12 protein-coding genes are annotated in these 14,433 nt (G+C 59.7%); 5 read left to right on the top strand and 7 right to left on the bottom strand.

Going from position 1 to position 14,433, the window contains the following annotated elements; genetic code table 11:
* The first annotated feature begins 63 nt into the window (after positions 1-63).
* The gene (rfbA, locus tag D1224_RS05680) at positions 64-936 is read left to right on the top strand and encodes a glucose-1-phosphate thymidylyltransferase RfbA (RefSeq protein WP_119378938.1); all 873 of its coding nucleotides are present in this window, start codon (positions 64-66) and stop codon (positions 934-936) included.
* On the opposite strand, the gene D1224_RS05675 is transcribed toward rfbA, so the two are convergent.
* Positions 933-1,802 (bottom strand): SDR family oxidoreductase, encoded by an 870-nt coding sequence (locus D1224_RS05675; RefSeq protein ID WP_119378937.1) that lies wholly within the window; start codon positions 1,800-1,802, stop codon positions 933-935. The two genes, rfbA and D1224_RS05675, sit on opposite strands and share 4 nt — an antisense overlap.
* Positions 1,802-2,374: a dTDP-4-dehydrorhamnose 3,5-epimerase gene (gene rfbC, locus D1224_RS05670; protein WP_119378936.1), complete on the bottom strand. Its 573-nt coding sequence runs from the start codon at positions 2,372-2,374 to the stop codon at positions 1,802-1,804. Before rfbC ends, D1224_RS05675 begins: the two co-directional genes overlap by 1 nt.
* Positions 2,375-2,479: 105 nt before the next feature.
* Here rfbC and D1224_RS05665 point away from each other — a divergent pair, with 105 nt between their 5' ends.
* Entirely contained in the window at positions 2,480-3,508 is a 1,029-nt protein-coding gene (locus D1224_RS05665) for a mannose-1-phosphate guanylyltransferase (protein ID WP_119378935.1), read from the top strand.
* Between the two features lie 77 nt (positions 3,509-3,585).
* Here the strand turns inward: D1224_RS05665 and D1224_RS05660 are convergent, their stop codons facing one another.
* The 3 genes from D1224_RS05660 to D1224_RS05650 all read right to left on the bottom strand — a co-directional run bounded on the left by D1224_RS05660 (position 3,586) and on the right by D1224_RS05650 (position 6,851).
* Complete coding sequence (locus D1224_RS05660) at positions 3,586-4,632, bottom strand: FKBP-type peptidyl-prolyl cis-trans isomerase (protein WP_119378934.1); 1,047 nt, start codon at positions 4,630-4,632, stop codon at positions 3,586-3,588.
* 45 nt (positions 4,633-4,677) lie between these two features.
* Entirely contained in the window at positions 4,678-5,541 is an 864-nt protein-coding gene (locus tag D1224_RS05655; RefSeq protein WP_119378933.1) for an FKBP-type peptidyl-prolyl cis-trans isomerase, read from the bottom strand.
* Between the two features lie 95 nt (positions 5,542-5,636).
* Positions 5,637-6,851: a threonine ammonia-lyase gene (locus D1224_RS05650; RefSeq protein ID WP_119378932.1), complete on the bottom strand. Its 1,215-nt coding sequence runs from the start codon at positions 6,849-6,851 to the stop codon at positions 5,637-5,639.
* Between the two features lie 139 nt (positions 6,852-6,990).
* Here D1224_RS05650 and kdsA point away from each other — a divergent pair, with 139 nt between their 5' ends.
* Positions 6,991-7,848, top strand: a complete 858-nt coding sequence (gene kdsA / locus D1224_RS05645) for a 3-deoxy-8-phosphooctulonate synthase (protein WP_119378931.1) — start codon at positions 6,991-6,993, stop codon at positions 7,846-7,848.
* 115 nt (positions 7,849-7,963) lie between these two features.
* On the top strand, positions 7,964-10,342 hold the full coding sequence (locus tag D1224_RS05640) for an EAL domain-containing protein (RefSeq protein ID WP_119378930.1): 2,379 nt from the start codon (positions 7,964-7,966) through the stop codon (positions 10,340-10,342).
* 9 nt (positions 10,343-10,351) lie between these two features.
* Here the strand turns inward: D1224_RS05640 and D1224_RS05635 are convergent, their stop codons facing one another.
* Positions 10,352-12,208, bottom strand: a complete 1,857-nt coding sequence (locus D1224_RS05635) for an ABC transporter ATP-binding protein (protein WP_119378929.1) — start codon at positions 12,206-12,208, stop codon at positions 10,352-10,354.
* A 218-nt stretch (positions 12,209-12,426) separates the two neighbouring features.
* On the opposite strand from D1224_RS05635, the gene D1224_RS05630 reads away from it, so the two are divergent.
* The gene (locus D1224_RS05630; RefSeq protein WP_233350412.1) at positions 12,427-13,560 is read left to right on the top strand and encodes an iron-containing alcohol dehydrogenase; all 1,134 of its coding nucleotides are present in this window, start codon (positions 12,427-12,429) and stop codon (positions 13,558-13,560) included.
* A gap of 9 nt (positions 13,561-13,569) precedes the next feature.
* On the opposite strand, the gene mutM is transcribed toward D1224_RS05630, so the two are convergent.
* Positions 13,570-14,418 carry a bifunctional DNA-formamidopyrimidine glycosylase/DNA-(apurinic or apyrimidinic site) lyase gene (gene mutM, locus D1224_RS05625; RefSeq protein WP_182482176.1) on the bottom strand — a complete coding sequence of 283 codons (849 nt, stop codon included), beginning with the start codon at positions 14,416-14,418 and terminating at the stop codon, positions 13,570-13,572.
* Between the last annotated feature and the right edge of the window lie 15 nt (positions 14,419-14,433).

Here is a 14,433-nt window from a genome sequence, read left to right as displayed (position 1 = left end):
TAGAACGCCGCTGAAGTCGAGGCCAGCGCGGCCATAGATCATCGGTAGAGCAGGGGATTTGGTATGAAGGGCATCGTTCTGGCCGGGGGGACCGGCTCTCGCCTGTTCCCAATGACGATGGCAGCCTCAAAACAGCTGCTTCCTGTTTTCGACAAGCCGATGGTCTACTACCCGATCAGCGTCCTGATGCTGGCAGGGATCAGGGACATCATCATCATCACGACACCGCATGACCAGCCTGCATTCGAGCGACTGCTCGGTGATGGCAGCCGGTTCGGCGTGAATTTCACGTTCCGCGTCCAGCCAGAGCCGAAAGGCATCGCTCAGGCTTTCACCATTGCTGAAGACATCATTGATGGTGAGCCCTGCGCCCTCGTCCTCGGTGACAACATTTTCTATGGCGGCGGCCTTGGCGGTCTTCTTTTGAAGGCAACTGACATTTCGGACGGAGCGACCGTCTTTTCCTACCCTGTCAGCGACCCTGAACGTTACGGGGTTGTGGAGTTCGGCGAAGATGGGCGGGCCGTATCCATCGAGGAAAAGCCGGAGCAGCCAAAGTCGAACCATGCGGTCACCGGCCTCTATTTCTATGATGCGAGCGTATGCGACCGGGCCAAGGCGCTGAAGCCGTCTGACCGCGGTGAACTCGAGATCACTGATCTCAACCGGACCTATATGGAAGAAGGCAAGCTGTCTGTGCAGCCACTGGGGCGCGGCTTCGCCTGGCTCGACACGGGCACACCGGATAGCCTTCTGGATGCAAGCCAGTTTGTGGCTGCGATCGAAAAGCGCCAGGGCATGAAGGTTTGCTGCCCCGAAGAGATTGCCCTGCACCGCGGCTTCATCACGCAGGCCGAGCTGGAGAAAAGCGCGGATTTCTACGGCAAGTCTGAATACGCCGCCTATCTGCGCAAACTGCTTACCCAGAAGAACTAGGCTTTACCGAGAATTATCCGGACAACCGTTTCGCTCATTGGCTGCCAGGCTGGCATTGGACCGAGCAGCCTGTCGGCAAGATTGACATCCAGAACCAAACCACGTGCACGTGGAGCAGGCGTTGGAAAAGTGCTGCCGGGAACCGGACTCATCGTGGGCGATGGACCGCCGTAATTAGCTGACACATCGAATATCTCGCGTGCCCAGCCGTGCCGGTTTACCGGCTCCGGTGGGCCGAGATGCAGGAGTGTGGGCGCGTTGCTCGCGTCGAGCATGTGTCTGGCAAGCTTCAGAAGATGACCAGCCAGCGCTTCTACATGGGTTGGGCGGCCATATTCATCATCGACGAGTTGAAGATGATCGCGCTGCTTGGCGACGGCCAGCATCTTGCTGACGAAGCTTTCGCCCTCGCCAGCAAACAGCCAGCTGACGCGGGCGATGCAGTGATGGCCTCCAGCTGCGCGGACCTTCAATTCTCCGTCGAGTTTGCTTTGGCCATAGACGGAGTTTGGCGTGGGATCGGCCTGCTCGTTCACGGGCTGATCCGGTCTGCCTTGGCTGAACACCATGTCGGTTGAGATGTGGATGAGAGGAATGTCTGCGGCCGTGCAGGCCTCAGCGACCAATCCAGCGCCTGCAGCGTTTATCTTGTGGGCGCGATCAGTCTCGGTTTCTGCGCCGTCAACATTCGTGTAGGCCGCCGCATTGATAACGAGCGAAGGCCTGGATCGATGAATGGCTTGCCTGATCGATGCGCTGTCCGTGATGTCCAGAGCGTCGCGGCCCGTTGCAGTGCAGCCCAGATGGCCAAGAGCCTGCCCCAGCCGGCCCGCGCCGCCAGTCACGAGGATGGCGCTGCGATCCATCAGGCGAGGTACTGAAAAGGAGAGGCGAGTGTATCAAGGTCTGGCCAGTCATGGTCCCGCTTTGACAGCGTGACGTCCTGCTTCATTGGCCAGTCTACGCCCACCGCTTTTCCATTCCAGAGTAGACCGCCTTCCGTCTGGGGCGCGTAATAATCGGTGACCTTGTAATAGACGAGCGTATCCGGAGCGAGGGTCTGGTAGCCATGTGCGAAGCCTACTGGCACATAGAAGGCCTGCGGGGCGTCGCTACTGAGCTCCAGGCAAACCGATTGTCCAAAAGTCGGCGAGCCGGTACGTAGGTCGACGATTGCATCAAAGATGCGGCCGCGGATCACCTGAATCAGTTTTGCCTGCGCGTGCGGCGGCGCTTGAAAGTGGAGGCCGCGCGTGGTGCCGCGCTCAGCCGAAAACGCGTGATTGTCTTGCACCCACTTCTCTTCGGACAGACCAGCTTCAAGCCAATCCTTCGCGTTCCAGGTCTCACTGAACCAGCCACGCTCATCGCCTGCACGCTTCAGCTGAAGCCGTGCGGGGCCTGGAATCGCGAACTTGTCTACGGATATAATCGGCATAATGCTTGATTGCCTTCACCGCAGCGAAGGTCAAGCCATCGCTGGTTGCAATCTGGGGTGTGTCACGCCTAAAGGCTTGAGATGTTCGTGGAGGGAAAAGCGTAGATGACGATCTCTATAAAACCGGTAGTCCTGTGTGGCGGCAGTGGGACACGGCTTTGGCCGCTTTCGACGCCGCAGCATCCCAAGCAGTTTCTGAACCTGTTGGGTGCCTCATCAATGCTGGAAGTGACGCTGGCGCGGGTTCAGGGGACCCCCGTCGACGGATTGTCCTTCAGCCGGCCGATGGTAATTGGCGCCGAACGGCATGGCGACCTTATGAGCGGTCTGTCTGGGACAGCCGACATCCTGCTGGAGCCTGTGGGGAAGAACTCGGCTGCGCCCGTGGCGGCAGCGGCTCTGTCCGCAGATGCTGATGACCTCGTCCTGATCCTGCCAGCAGATCATGACATTGCAGACCTCGGCGCGTTCCACCGCGCCATCCTGTCGGGCGCGAGAGCCGCGCAGACGGGCAGTGTTGTAACCTTCGGGATCATCGCAGAAACGCCTGCGACAGGCTATGGCTACATCGAAGCGGCCAGCAAGTCTGGCGATGTCATCGACGTCGTACGTTTTGTCGAGAAGCCGGACATTGAAACGGCAAAATCCTATATCGCTTCCGGCAACTTCTTCTGGAATGCAGGTATCTTCTTGTTTCGTGCAGGCGACATGATCGAAGCCTTCAAGGCTCATGCGCCGGATATTCTGGAGGCGGTCAGCGCCGCCATCCCGAAAACTAGACAGGGCACCGCTGCGTGCTTTGAAGGGGCCGCCTTTGAGGCCTGCCGTTCGCAGTCGATCGACTATGCGATCATCGAGCACCATGACGATCTGAAAGTTGTGCCTGTCGATATGGGCTGGAGCGATATTGGCGACTTCCAGGCGCTGTGGGAGCGATCCGAAAAGGACGAGAACGGCAACGTCCTCATCGGCAATGTGAGAGCCATTGATTGCAAGAATTGCTATATCCGCGCGACCGACACGTCGATCTCCGTGGCGGGCCGGGAAAATACCGTAATCGTGGCGGCAGGCGGTGAGACGCTCGTCTGCGACATGCATACAGTCCAGTCGGTCAAAGCTCTCGCCAGGGCTTGAGGCGCGGCAAATAAATTGCGAAACGAAGAAAGGCGGACCGCACGGTCCGCCTTTTTTGGTTCCGTTCCGAAGGACTTTTAGCGCTCTGGCTGGGAGACTTCCGGATTGATCTCAATGAGGTTGACCACATAGACCAGTGACGCGTCGGGCGGCACGAGGTCCTCAAGGCCAGCATCGCCATAGGCGAGCGGCGGCGGGAGACGACCGATAAGGACGTCGCCTTCCTTCATCAGACTAAGCAATTGCGCGAAACCTGGAATGAGGTCACCGGCGCGCACAACGAGCGGTGTCTGACGTCCCCATGTCGAAGCGACTAGGGCGCCGTCTTCGGCAAGACGGGCTTCATAATCGATGGCGACGAGATCGTCTGCGCGCGGGTTCGGTCCTTCGCTCTCGCCGTCCTCAATCTGGAAATAGGTCAGGCCAGATGGCTGGCGCTGGATGCCTTCGCGTGAGCGGTCCCAGGGCAAAAACTCTTCCCATACCGCTTCGGAGACGCCAGCGGGCGGCGGCAGGCTTGCGACTTCTTCGGCATTGAGAAAGCCGTCGAGACGAATTTTGAAAACAAGATCTGAGTTCGGCGGGATGGCTGCGCTTGGCGATACGCCGCCATAGGCAAGCTCTGCCGGAATATGGGTGATCCACTCATCCCCGGGCGTCATGCGCTTCAGGATTTCGGTCCAGCCAGCGATGACCTGATCGATCACGAAGATCGCTGCTTCGCCACGATCATAAGAGCTGTCGAACTTGGCGCCGGTCTCTGCGAGATAGCCCTCGTAAGCGACGATCACTGTCGCGCCGTCGAGGGGCGGCTCGCGATCTTCTGGGCCTTGCGCGATCTCGATCCAGCGAAGGCCGCCTTCGGTGGTCTGCAATCCTGCGCAGTTTGCCGGAAACGGCGGCTGGAACGTCCCAGACCCGCGGCCATAGTCGGGGCATGGCGTGCTCGCCTTCGCCGCGCGTTTTGCGGCCAGAGCCGCTTCGCTATCAGCTTCAACGGCTGCAGGTGTTTCAGTCTGAGACGCCGGGGCGGCGGTCTCACAGGCAGTCAGAACAAAGGCTGCGGCCGCGAGTCCCGTAAGAACTCTGGCAAACTGCCCATGCTTGCGTTGTGGTTGAGCCATATCGACGCCCCCCTTCAAGTCTATCCGCAGCCTGCCAAGCAAGTTTTATTCCGTTGGCAGAACATCAATCAGCTTGACCTCGAAATTGAGGTCCGAATTCGGTGGGATCGCGCCAGGGTAGCCGCGCTCACCATAGGCGATATCTGATGGCACATGGATGAGCCAGCGGTCGCCCGGCTTCATCATTGACAGCGCTTCCTGCCAGCCTGGGATGACGCCATTCGCCTGGAACATGATGGGTTGGCCGCGCTGGTATGCGCTGTCGAACACTTCACCGCTTTCCGCAAACCGGCCCTCGTAAAGGACGACGACAGTATCATTCGGCTCCGGGCTGACCCCGTTTTCAGCGCCGCTTTCCAGAACGACATACTCAAGACCCGACTCCGTCGACTGAATGTCGCTATTGGAGGAGTCCCATGGTGTGTAGGTGTTCCAGGCGTCTTCATCGGCGGGGGTCGGTGCGAAGACCTCCTCGAGCGAAACGCGGAAGATGAGATCGTCACCGGGCTTAATGATGCTCCCGGGGCGTGGGCTCTCGCCGTAGGCAAGATCTGACGGAATGTAGAACACGTATTCGTCGCCTTCAGACATCAGCTGAAGACCCTGCGTCCAGCCGGGGATGACCTGACCGACGCCAAAAATAGCCGGCCGGCCCTCATCGAAATTGCCGTCAAAGGTCCTGCCATCGGTCAGCCGGCCTTCATAGAAAACCTGAACGGTGGAGTTGATAGTCGGGGAAGCGCCGTCCTCGGGCCCTTCACGAACAACGACGTATTGAATGCCCGAATCGGTCTCCTGGACGTTTTCTGCCTCTGGGTCCCAGGGGAAAAACTCATCGAAGCTCTGCTCCTGTGCATTGCAGGCGGTCAGCAGAACCGCGCAAACGAGGCCAGAGAGAGGTTTCAACATATGGGCAGTCTCCGTCAGAGGCTTTTATCTGTTTGAGTTGAGGAACTTAGGCAAGCTTTGCCCGCCTGTCACCTGCGGCTTGATGGAGCGCAAGACTAAGTGGAACGGGGCGGATAGCCAGCCCGATCCAACGCGTCGATAATGTCCTGTGTGTGCTGGGCATCGCGTGTTTCCATCAGGATGTCGAACTCAGCCCCCTTGGCCGGCACATCCAGAGCAATCCGGTTATGCGCCACTTCCATGATGTTCGCGCCATTGTCGCCGATGATCTTGGAGACGAGCGCGAGCAGGCCCGGTCGGTCATCACCGATGATACGGATGCGGGCGAGCCGCTTTTCACGCACCAGCGCGCGCGTCAGGACAGACGCCAGCAGCCGGGTGTCGATGTTGCCGCCGCACAGGATGAGGCCGACCTTCCGGCCTGCGAACCTTTCAGGGTGAGCAAGTAAGGCGGCGAGGCCAGCAGCGCCTGCGCCCTCGGCAATCGTCTTTTCAACATCGGCAAAGAGGGTGATGGCGCGCTCGATATGCGCTTCCTCGACCAGGAGAATTTCGTCGACCAGTGCCTCGACCACTTCCCTTGTGAGATAGCCCGGTGTCTTTACCGAGATGCCTTCGGCGATGGATGCGCCGCCCGTCTTGGCTTCACGCCCCTGAATCGCGGCCAGCATGCTGGGGTACATCGAGGCCTGTACGCCGATGATCCTGATGCCGGGCTTCAGAGCCTTGGCGACGGTCGCCATACCAGAGATGAGCCCGCCGCCGCCGATCGGGACGACCAGCACGTCGAAGTCTGGTCCATCCTCAAGCATTTCGAGGGCAGCGGTGCCCTGACCCGCCATGATCTGCGGATCATCAAAAGGATGGATCCAGGTCAGGCCCTCTCGCTCGCGTACCGTTTCTGCAAAGGCCTTGGCCTCATCAAAGGTCTGGCCTTCCAGAAGAACGCGCGCGCCAAAATCTCGCGTGTGCTGGACCTTGTTGAATGGCGTTGTCGTCGGCATTGCGATGGTCACGGGGATGCCAAGGCGGCGGCCGTGATAGGCAACACCCTGCGCATGATTGCCTGCTGACGCGGCGATTACGCCGGCCTGCTTTTCTTCTTCGCTGAGGCGGGCAAGCTTGTTGAGCGCGCCGCGTTCCTTAAATGCGGCCGTGAACTGCTGGTTTTCGAACTTCACCCATACTTCCGCGCCTGTAATGGCGCTCAGCGTCTTGGACAGGCGCATGGGCGTGCGCTCGATCTGTCCTTCGAGAACACGCGCAGCGTCCCGTACATCGTCGAGGCTGATCGGAAGTTTCTTGCTCATGGCGTTATGTCCAGTATCAATCGCGGCGCACCCTATTGAGGGGTTTGTAGCCGCGCAAGCTAGCACAGCCGCTGTGTGTACTTGCCTGTAAATACCCGTTTGTTTAAGCGCGAGCGCAGACAGAGTGAGGAGCGCCAGAATGAAAACGCTTTCCCTTCCGGGTCATGGCATAACCATCGGCGAGGGCCACCCTCTTACCGTCATGGCTGGCATGAATGTTCTGGAGAGCCGCGATCTGGCCATGCGGATCTGCGAGCATCTGAAGACCGTCTGCGAGCGGCTGGAGCTGCCCTACGTATTCAAGGCGAGCTTCGACAAGGCGAACCGGTCGTCTATCAAATCCTATCGCGGGCCCGGGCTCGATGAGGGTCTCCGCATCCTGTCCGACGTCAAAGAGGCTTTCGATGTGCCAGTGGTAACCGACTACCACACGCCAGAGCAGGCAGCCCCGGTGGCGGAGGTCGCAGAGATCATCCAGGTGCCGGCTTTCCTGTGCCGTCAGACCGATCTGGTCGTCGCAGGTGCCGAGGCCGTGATGGCGAGTGGCGGCTGGCTGCACGTCAAGAAAGCGCAATTCCTGGCACCATGGGATTGCAAGAACATCGTGACCAAAATTAGCGAGGTGACGGGCGACGCCCGCAACCCCACCATCCTGTGTGAACGCGGGTCGAGCTTTGGCTACAACAACCTTGTTGTCGACATGCTGGGCATTCCGGCGATGAAAGCGTTGGGTGTGCCGGTCACGATTGATGCGACCCATGCAGTGCAGCTGCCGGGTGCAGACCCGCGTACGTCTGGTGGGTCAACGGGTGGCCGCCGCGAAGGTGTCGCCATCATCGCGCAATCGGCGATTGCTGCTGGAGCTGATGGCGTATTCCTCGAATTCCACGAAGACCCTGACAAGGCGCTATGCGACGGGCCGAGCTGTCTGGATCTTGCGCAGGCCGAGACCCTGCTGGCGAAGCTGAAAGCCATTCATTCCATCGCTGCGGGTTAATAAATTGATCTGCCTCTAACAGCACAAATTCAATATTTACAGTAATATAAAGAACATGCACGAACGGTTAGGACTCATTGGGTAGGGCTGCCTCCGATTATATTCGGGTGACCTCATGTACCGTGTCCTTTCCTGTCTTCAGGACGATCACGCACTTTTCTATGTCGCGATGGCGGTATTCGTCTGCACATTAGCGGCAGTTTGCTCGCTGATCGTTTTTCATCGCGGCATGGAGAGTGAGAAAGAGTCGACACGCCGGCTCTGGGCTGCCGCGTCGGGTGTGGTTACGGGTCTTGGCGTATGGGGAACCCATTTCGTTGCCATGCTCGGATACCGGCCGGGATTCGAAATTGCCTTTGACGGCGTCGTAACGGTTGTCTCCGCCCTTGTTGCTGTATCGGGTTTCGTGGCGACCTCGCAGCTGCTCATAACTTCGCTGGGTCCGGTCAGGAGGGCGCTGAGTGGCTTCATGGCGACGGCGACCCTGACGATTATGCATTTCTACGGTCAGAGCTCGCTGAAAGCGTCAGCGCTGTTTGAGTATGATGCGGCATTTGTTGGAGGCGCTGTTGCGCTCTGCGGCCTCTTCTTCTCGATCGCTTACTCAGTCGGGATCAGCGAGCACAAGAAATGGCGCAACGTTCTTGGCGTAGTTTCTACCCTGCTTGCAGTCGCCTCGGTGCACTTTGTGGGCATGGCAGGCATGACTGTGTTCCCGATCCGCGGTGTCGAGGAAATCTCCTGGTCTCTGGCTCCAGGCGAACTCGCTCTGGCCATCGTGTTCGGGGTGGTCGCCATCCTCATTTTTGCGATGATGGCCGCGGGCTTTGACCGGACGATTTCGGGCCTGCGTAACCGCGAGTCCCGCCGCATATCCATGCTCGCAAATTCTGCGTCCGAAGGCATCTTGATCGCAAATGCGAACGGACAGATCGTCGAAGTGAACCGGGCTGCTGAAAACATGCTTGGCGCTGACCGCAGTTACCTGATTGGGTCAGACGTCCTGCCCATCCTGAACATGACCAGTCTCTCAACAAGCGCTGATAGTTATCGCGAGACTGAGATCGTCAGCGCGGATGGTGTTTCCATCCCAGTCGAGGTCCGGATGAGAAAGCTCGACAGCGACTCAGAAGCCAATGGAACTGGCGCAACCATCTGTTCCATTCGCGATCTTCGCGAACGGCTTCGCCGGGAGGCGGAGATCCGCGAACTGGCGTTCAATGACCAGTTGAGCGGGCTCGCCAATCGCGAGTCGTTTCAACGCGAACTGCTCGCCAGCCTCACACGTGGGGGCGAGGAGCATACGGCAGTCATTCTCTTTGACCTCGATGAGTTCAAGGATGTGAATGACCAGTTCGGCCACGGCGCTGGCGATACCGTCATCATCGAAACTGCGAACAGACTAAGGGCCCTGGCGCCGAAAGGCGGACTTGCGGCGCGTCTGGGTGGTGATGAATTCGCGCTGTTGACGGGCCCTGACCTGCCAGCCGACCGTATCTTTGATTTCGCAAGCGAATGTGTACGTGCGCTGTCTCTTCCAATTCAGCATGACGAAATTTCGATCCGTTGCGGCGCGAGTGCTGGCGCCAGCAGGATCACAGAACTCACTGAAGACCCTGGCGAATTGCTGAAGACGGCTGATCGCGCGCTTTACGCCGCTAAATCAGACGGCCGTGGCCGCGCACGCATCTATGACAACGAACTGCACGAACACTTCGAAGCGCGCCGGGATGTTGAAATTGCCTTGTCGCGTGCGGTTGAGAATGGCGAATTCGTGCTTCACTACCAGCCAAAGGTCTGCGCCCAGACGCGCAAAGTCCTGTCTTATGAGGCGTTGATCCGGTGGGAACGCCCCGGCCACGGTCTCGTCATGCCAAATGATTTTATCGAGATCGCCGAACAGAGTATGGTCGTGACCGACATTGGCCGCTGGTGCATACAGGAGGCATGCGCAGCCGCGTCCCGCTGGGAATCGCATGTCGGCGTGTCGGTCAACCTTTCCGCGCGCCAGTTCCTGGACCCGAAACTTTATGGCGATGTGCGCGAAGCTCTGCGTCGGTCCGGTCTGGAGCCCCACCGCCTTGAGCTGGAGATCACCGAGACGGCGATCATCCACAATGTGCAGGTGGCGGCAAACCTCCTTGAGAAGTTCAAGAAGCTCGGCGTGCAGATCGCCCTCGATGATTTCGGGACGGGCTATTCCTCGATGCGGTTCGTGCAGCAGCTGCCGTTCGACCGTATCAAGATCGACAAGTCATTTGTGCTCGCGATGGACACCGACCCGAAATCCTTTGCCATTGTCGATGCGATCCTGCGGCTCGGCCACAGCCTTTCCATCCCTGTCGTCGCAGAAGGCGTGGAGACAGAAGCGCAGGCGCTTCGGCTGCTAGAGGCCAATTGCCATGAGTTTCAGGGTTTCCTGATCAGCCGGCCGTTTCCAATGCCAATCTCCGTCGAGGAAATTATCACGGACAAGACGCGCGGCGCTGCCTGAGGCAGGAGCTCAGGCCGCTTCGGTTTTCTTCGCGTAGAGGCCTTCGACGCCCTGATACGGATCATGCTCTGCCACCAGATGGCCGGGTGCAACTTCGATTAGCTGCGGGTCGTACTGGTCGGCATCCGGGTCGTCGATCACCACTGATTTCATGAAGCGCAGCGGCGCACGGCTATCGAGCGGTGAGGGCAGGTCGCCGCGCAGCTTGATGCGCTCCTTGCTGCGTTCAAACTCGGGATCTGGCGTGGGTACAGCGGAGATGAGCGCCTTGGTGTATGGGTGGCGGGCGTCTTCGTATATGGCGGTGCGGCCCGCGACCTCGACCACCTTGCCGAGATAGAGCACCATGACGCGGTGGCTGATCTCGCGCACGACCGACAGGTCATGGCTGATGAAGATCATGGCCAGGCCGAACTCTTTCTGAAGATCGATCAGGAGGTCGACGACCTGGGCCTGGACCGACACGTCGAGTGCGGAGACAGCCTCGTCGCAGATCAGAAGCTTGGGTCGAAGGATCATGGCGCGAGCGATGCCGACGCGCTGGTTCTGGCCGCCTGAAAGCTCATGCGGGTAGCGGTTGATGAGGTGGGGGTCGAGATCGACGCGGGGCAGGAACTCCCGAACCATCTTTTCGCGCTCTGCCTTCGACATGTGCGGCTTGTGGACGGTGAGCGGCTCGGCGATGGACTGGCCGATCGTCATGCGCGGATCGAGTGACGCCAGCGGGTCCTGGAAGACGATCTGCAGGTCTTCGCGCAGGGCGTTCATTTCCTTGCGCCCGGCCTGGCTGATGTCGCGGCCCATCCAGGCGACAGTGCCGGCAGATTGCGGCACCAGCTTCAGCACAGCGCGCGCAAGCGTAGACTTGCCGCAGCCGGACTCGCCGACCACGCCAAGTGTTTCGCCGGCTCGAAGGTCGAAAGAAACCCCATCGACGGCTTTCAACATCTTGGTCTTGCCGAAAAGACCACCGCCGACATTGACCGGGAACTGAACCTTCACATCGCGCGCCTTCACGATCGGTTCTTGGCTCTGGGCAGGTGGCTCACCAAGTTGTGGGCGGCCTTCGCGGTTCGGTTGGTCGATGCGTGGCACAGCGTTGAGCAGCATTTTCGTGTATTCGTGCTGCGGTTTGTAAAAGATGTCGTCGCTGGTCCCCGTCTCCACGATCTCGCCATGGCGCATGACGATGACGCGGTCACACATGCGGGCAACAACGCCCATATCGTGCGTGATGAGAACGATGCCGGTGCCGGTGTCTTTCTTGAGGTCGTACATCAGGTCGAGAACCTGCGCCTGCACAGTGACATCAAGCGCTGTCGTCGGCTCATCTGCCAGCAGAAGCTTTGGATTACACAACATGGCGATGGCGACCATGACGCGCTGTCGCATGCCGCCAGAGAGCTCATGCGGGAACTGGTCGAGGCGGCGGCGGGCTTCCGGAATACGGACCTGTTCCAGCCAGTCGACGCAGCGCTTTGTGGCCTCCTCACCCTTCATGTTCATGTGCAGGGCCAGGACTTCGCGCATCTGCGCCCCGACGGTTAGGTGGGGGGTAAGTGATGTGAGCGGGTCCTGGAAGATCATCGACATCTGCGCGCCGCGGATCTTGCGCAGCGTCTTTGTCTTCGCGCCGACCATCTCCGTACCCTGGAAGTTGATGGAGCCTGTCACATCCCCGTTCTCAGCGATCAGGCCCATAGCGGCGAGGGCAGACTGGCTCTTACCCGAGCCGGACTCACCCACAATGCCGAGGCATTCGCCGGGCGCTACATCGAAGCTTGTGCCCTTCACGGCATGGACAGTGCCATCGGGCGTGTCGAAATCGATTTTCAGGTCGCGGACGGATAGGATGGGGTCGGTCACGTCGGGGTCGTATCCTCGGATGGCAAACGTCTTCGTTTCTCAACGGGCCCGACAGGCGGGATCAAGTCAACAGGTTGCACCAGTTGGCACATCGCTCAGGCGCGCAAAAGAGGGCTGAAGGGGCAGATTGCCGCGAGACTTCTGCTTGCGTGACCGCGTCTCTCCGTCCTACCAGTGGCCGGGACCATACCAGGACAAGAAACTTCGGAGAAAACGCCATGCCCGTTATGACATTCCTCAACACCTGTATTTTTGACCATGGGGCGATCCAGAAGCTTCAGGGTGTGCTGAAGGGCCATGGCGTCTCCAAGCCTTTCATCATCACCGATCCCGGCATCAAGGCAGCTGGCCTGCTCGATACGGTGCTTGGCGCATTGGGCGGCGAGCCGGGCGGTATCTTTGCTGACACGGTCGCAAATCCGACAGAGAACCAGGCCATCGAGGTGACCGAGCTGTACAAGTCTGCGGGCGCCGACGGCATCATCGCGCTTGGTGGCGGCTCTTCCATGGACCTCTCCAAGGCGGTTGGCCTGCTGGCAGCACATGGCGGTCCGCTGGAGAAATATGCGGCGATGTCCGGCGGCTCAAAACATATCGGCAAGCTTGATCCGCTGATCGCCATTCCGACGACGGCTGGTACCGGGTCTGAAGTTTCCGTCGGCATGATTACGACGCTGAACAATGGCCGCAAGGAAACCTTTGCGTCGCCAAACCTCATTCCGCCAGTTGCGATCTGTGACCCGGACCTGACGCTCGGACTGCCTAAGATGATGACGGCAGCAACAGGTATGGACGCGGTGACCCACTGCATCGAGGCCATTCTGGTGCCGGCGTCCAACCCGCCAGCCGAAGGTATCGGCTATGATGGTCTGACGCGCGCAGTCGGTGATGGCTGGCTGCGCCGCGCCGTGCAGGATGGCTCCGACAAGGAAGCGCGCTGGCACATGATGATGGCGTCCTACGAGGGCGCGCTCGCCTTCGTGAAGGGCCTTGGTTCGGTGCATGCACTTAGCCACGCGGCTGGTCGCCTGCATGACAAAAAGCTTCATCACGGCACGCTTAACGCGATCTTCCTGCCGCACCTGCTGCGATTCAATGATGGTTCTGCCGACGGCAAGTATGAGCGCCTGCGCTTTGCGATGGGGCTCAAGCCGGGCGCTGACCTTGCCGAAGCCATCGAGAAGCTGAACGAGGATATCGGCATCCCGTCGACGCTGAAGGAAATCGGCCTCGACGCCTCCGACGGTCCGGGTGTTGTTGAGTATGCGCTGGCTGATCTCGCTCACCGCGGCAATGCCAAGACGGCGACCCAAGCCGACTATGAAAAGATCTACGAACTCGCCCTTGGTTAGGCGCCGCGCCTAGCGCTGGCAGTTGCCGCAATAGAAGCTTGAGCGCCCCGACTGGACGATACGTCTGATCGGGGCGTTGCAGTTCTTGCAGGGCTCGCCCTCACGATCATAGACGGCGAAAGTGTGCTGGAAATAGCCAAGTTCGCCACTGGCCGCCTTGAAGTCAGAAATGGATGACCCACCGGCGGCGATGGCTTCGCGGATCACATCATTGATGGCGATGGCAAGCCGCCCGGCACGCACGCCCGAGACGGTCGACGCCTTGCGGCGAGGGCTGATGCCGGCCCGCCAGAGCGCCTCGCAGACATAGATATTCCCAAGCCCAGCGATCACTCGTTGGTCGAGAAGAACGGACTTGATTGGCCCGGACTTGTTTTTAAACGCCTCGCTCAGCCAGGCATGGGAGAAGCTGTTCGACAACGGCTCAGGCCCGAAGCCCGCAAGGCGCGGATAGACGTCGAGCTGCGAGAGCGGCCAGAGCTCCATGAAGCCGAAGCGGCGCGGGTCATTATATGTGACCGTCTCGCCTCCCTCCATCTGGAAGACGACATGGTCGTGTTTGGAGTCGGGCGTGATCTCGTGATGAAAGCTGCCAGGGCGGCCAGCGCCCGTAATCGTGAAACGGCCGGTCATGCCGAGGTGCATGATAAGGGCGTCGCCTGTCTCCAGCTCTGCCACCAGGTATTTGGCGCGCCGTCCCAGCCGCTCGATCCGGTTGCCCTGTGTTCGCTCGACAAAGTCGCTCGCAAACGGGAAGCGCAAGTCAGGGCGGCGCAGTTCTGACGCCACGATGCGCTTGCCGTCCATGACAGGGGCAAGGCCGCGGCGAACTGTCTCTACTTCGGGCAATTCAGGCATGGAAAGCCGATATAG

This window comes from Henriciella barbarensis, assembly GCF_003576345.1.
GTDB lineage: Bacteria > Pseudomonadota > Alphaproteobacteria > Caulobacterales > Hyphomonadaceae > Henriciella > Henriciella barbarensis.
This window is presented reverse-complemented; position numbering and strand designations above follow the sequence as displayed.

Bases quoted from the DNA above. Each gene is read 5' to 3' on its own strand.
- D1224_RS05650 (WP_119378932.1), bottom strand. From the start codon at position 6,851: ATGAGCAAGAAACTTCCGATCAGCCTCGACGATGTACGGGACGCTGCG.
- rfbA (WP_119378938.1), top strand. From the start codon at position 64: ATGAAGGGCATCGTTCTGGCCGGGGGGACCGGCTCTCGCCTGTTCCCA.
- rfbC (WP_119378936.1), bottom strand. From the start codon at position 2,374: ATGCCGATTATATCCGTAGACAAGTTCGCGATTCCAGGCCCCGCACGG.
- D1224_RS05665 (WP_119378935.1), top strand. From the start codon at position 2,480: ATGACGATCTCTATAAAACCGGTAGTCCTGTGTGGCGGCAGTGGGACA.
- D1224_RS05660 (WP_119378934.1), bottom strand. From the start codon at position 4,632: ATGGCTCAACCACAACGCAAGCATGGGCAGTTTGCCAGAGTTCTTACG.
- D1224_RS05675 (WP_119378937.1), bottom strand. From the start codon at position 1,802: ATGGATCGCAGCGCCATCCTCGTGACTGGCGGCGCGGGCCGGCTGGGG.
- mutM (WP_182482176.1), bottom strand. From the start codon at position 14,418: ATGCCTGAATTGCCCGAAGTAGAGACAGTTCGCCGCGGCCTTGCCCCT.
- kdsA (WP_119378931.1), top strand. From the start codon at position 6,991: ATGAAAACGCTTTCCCTTCCGGGTCATGGCATAACCATCGGCGAGGGC.
- D1224_RS05655 (WP_119378933.1), bottom strand. From the start codon at position 5,541: ATGTTGAAACCTCTCTCTGGCCTCGTTTGCGCGGTTCTGCTGACCGCC.
- D1224_RS05630 (WP_233350412.1), top strand. From the start codon at position 12,427: ATGCCCGTTATGACATTCCTCAACACCTGTATTTTTGACCATGGGGCG.
- D1224_RS05640 (WP_119378930.1), top strand. From the start codon at position 7,964: ATGTACCGTGTCCTTTCCTGTCTTCAGGACGATCACGCACTTTTCTAT.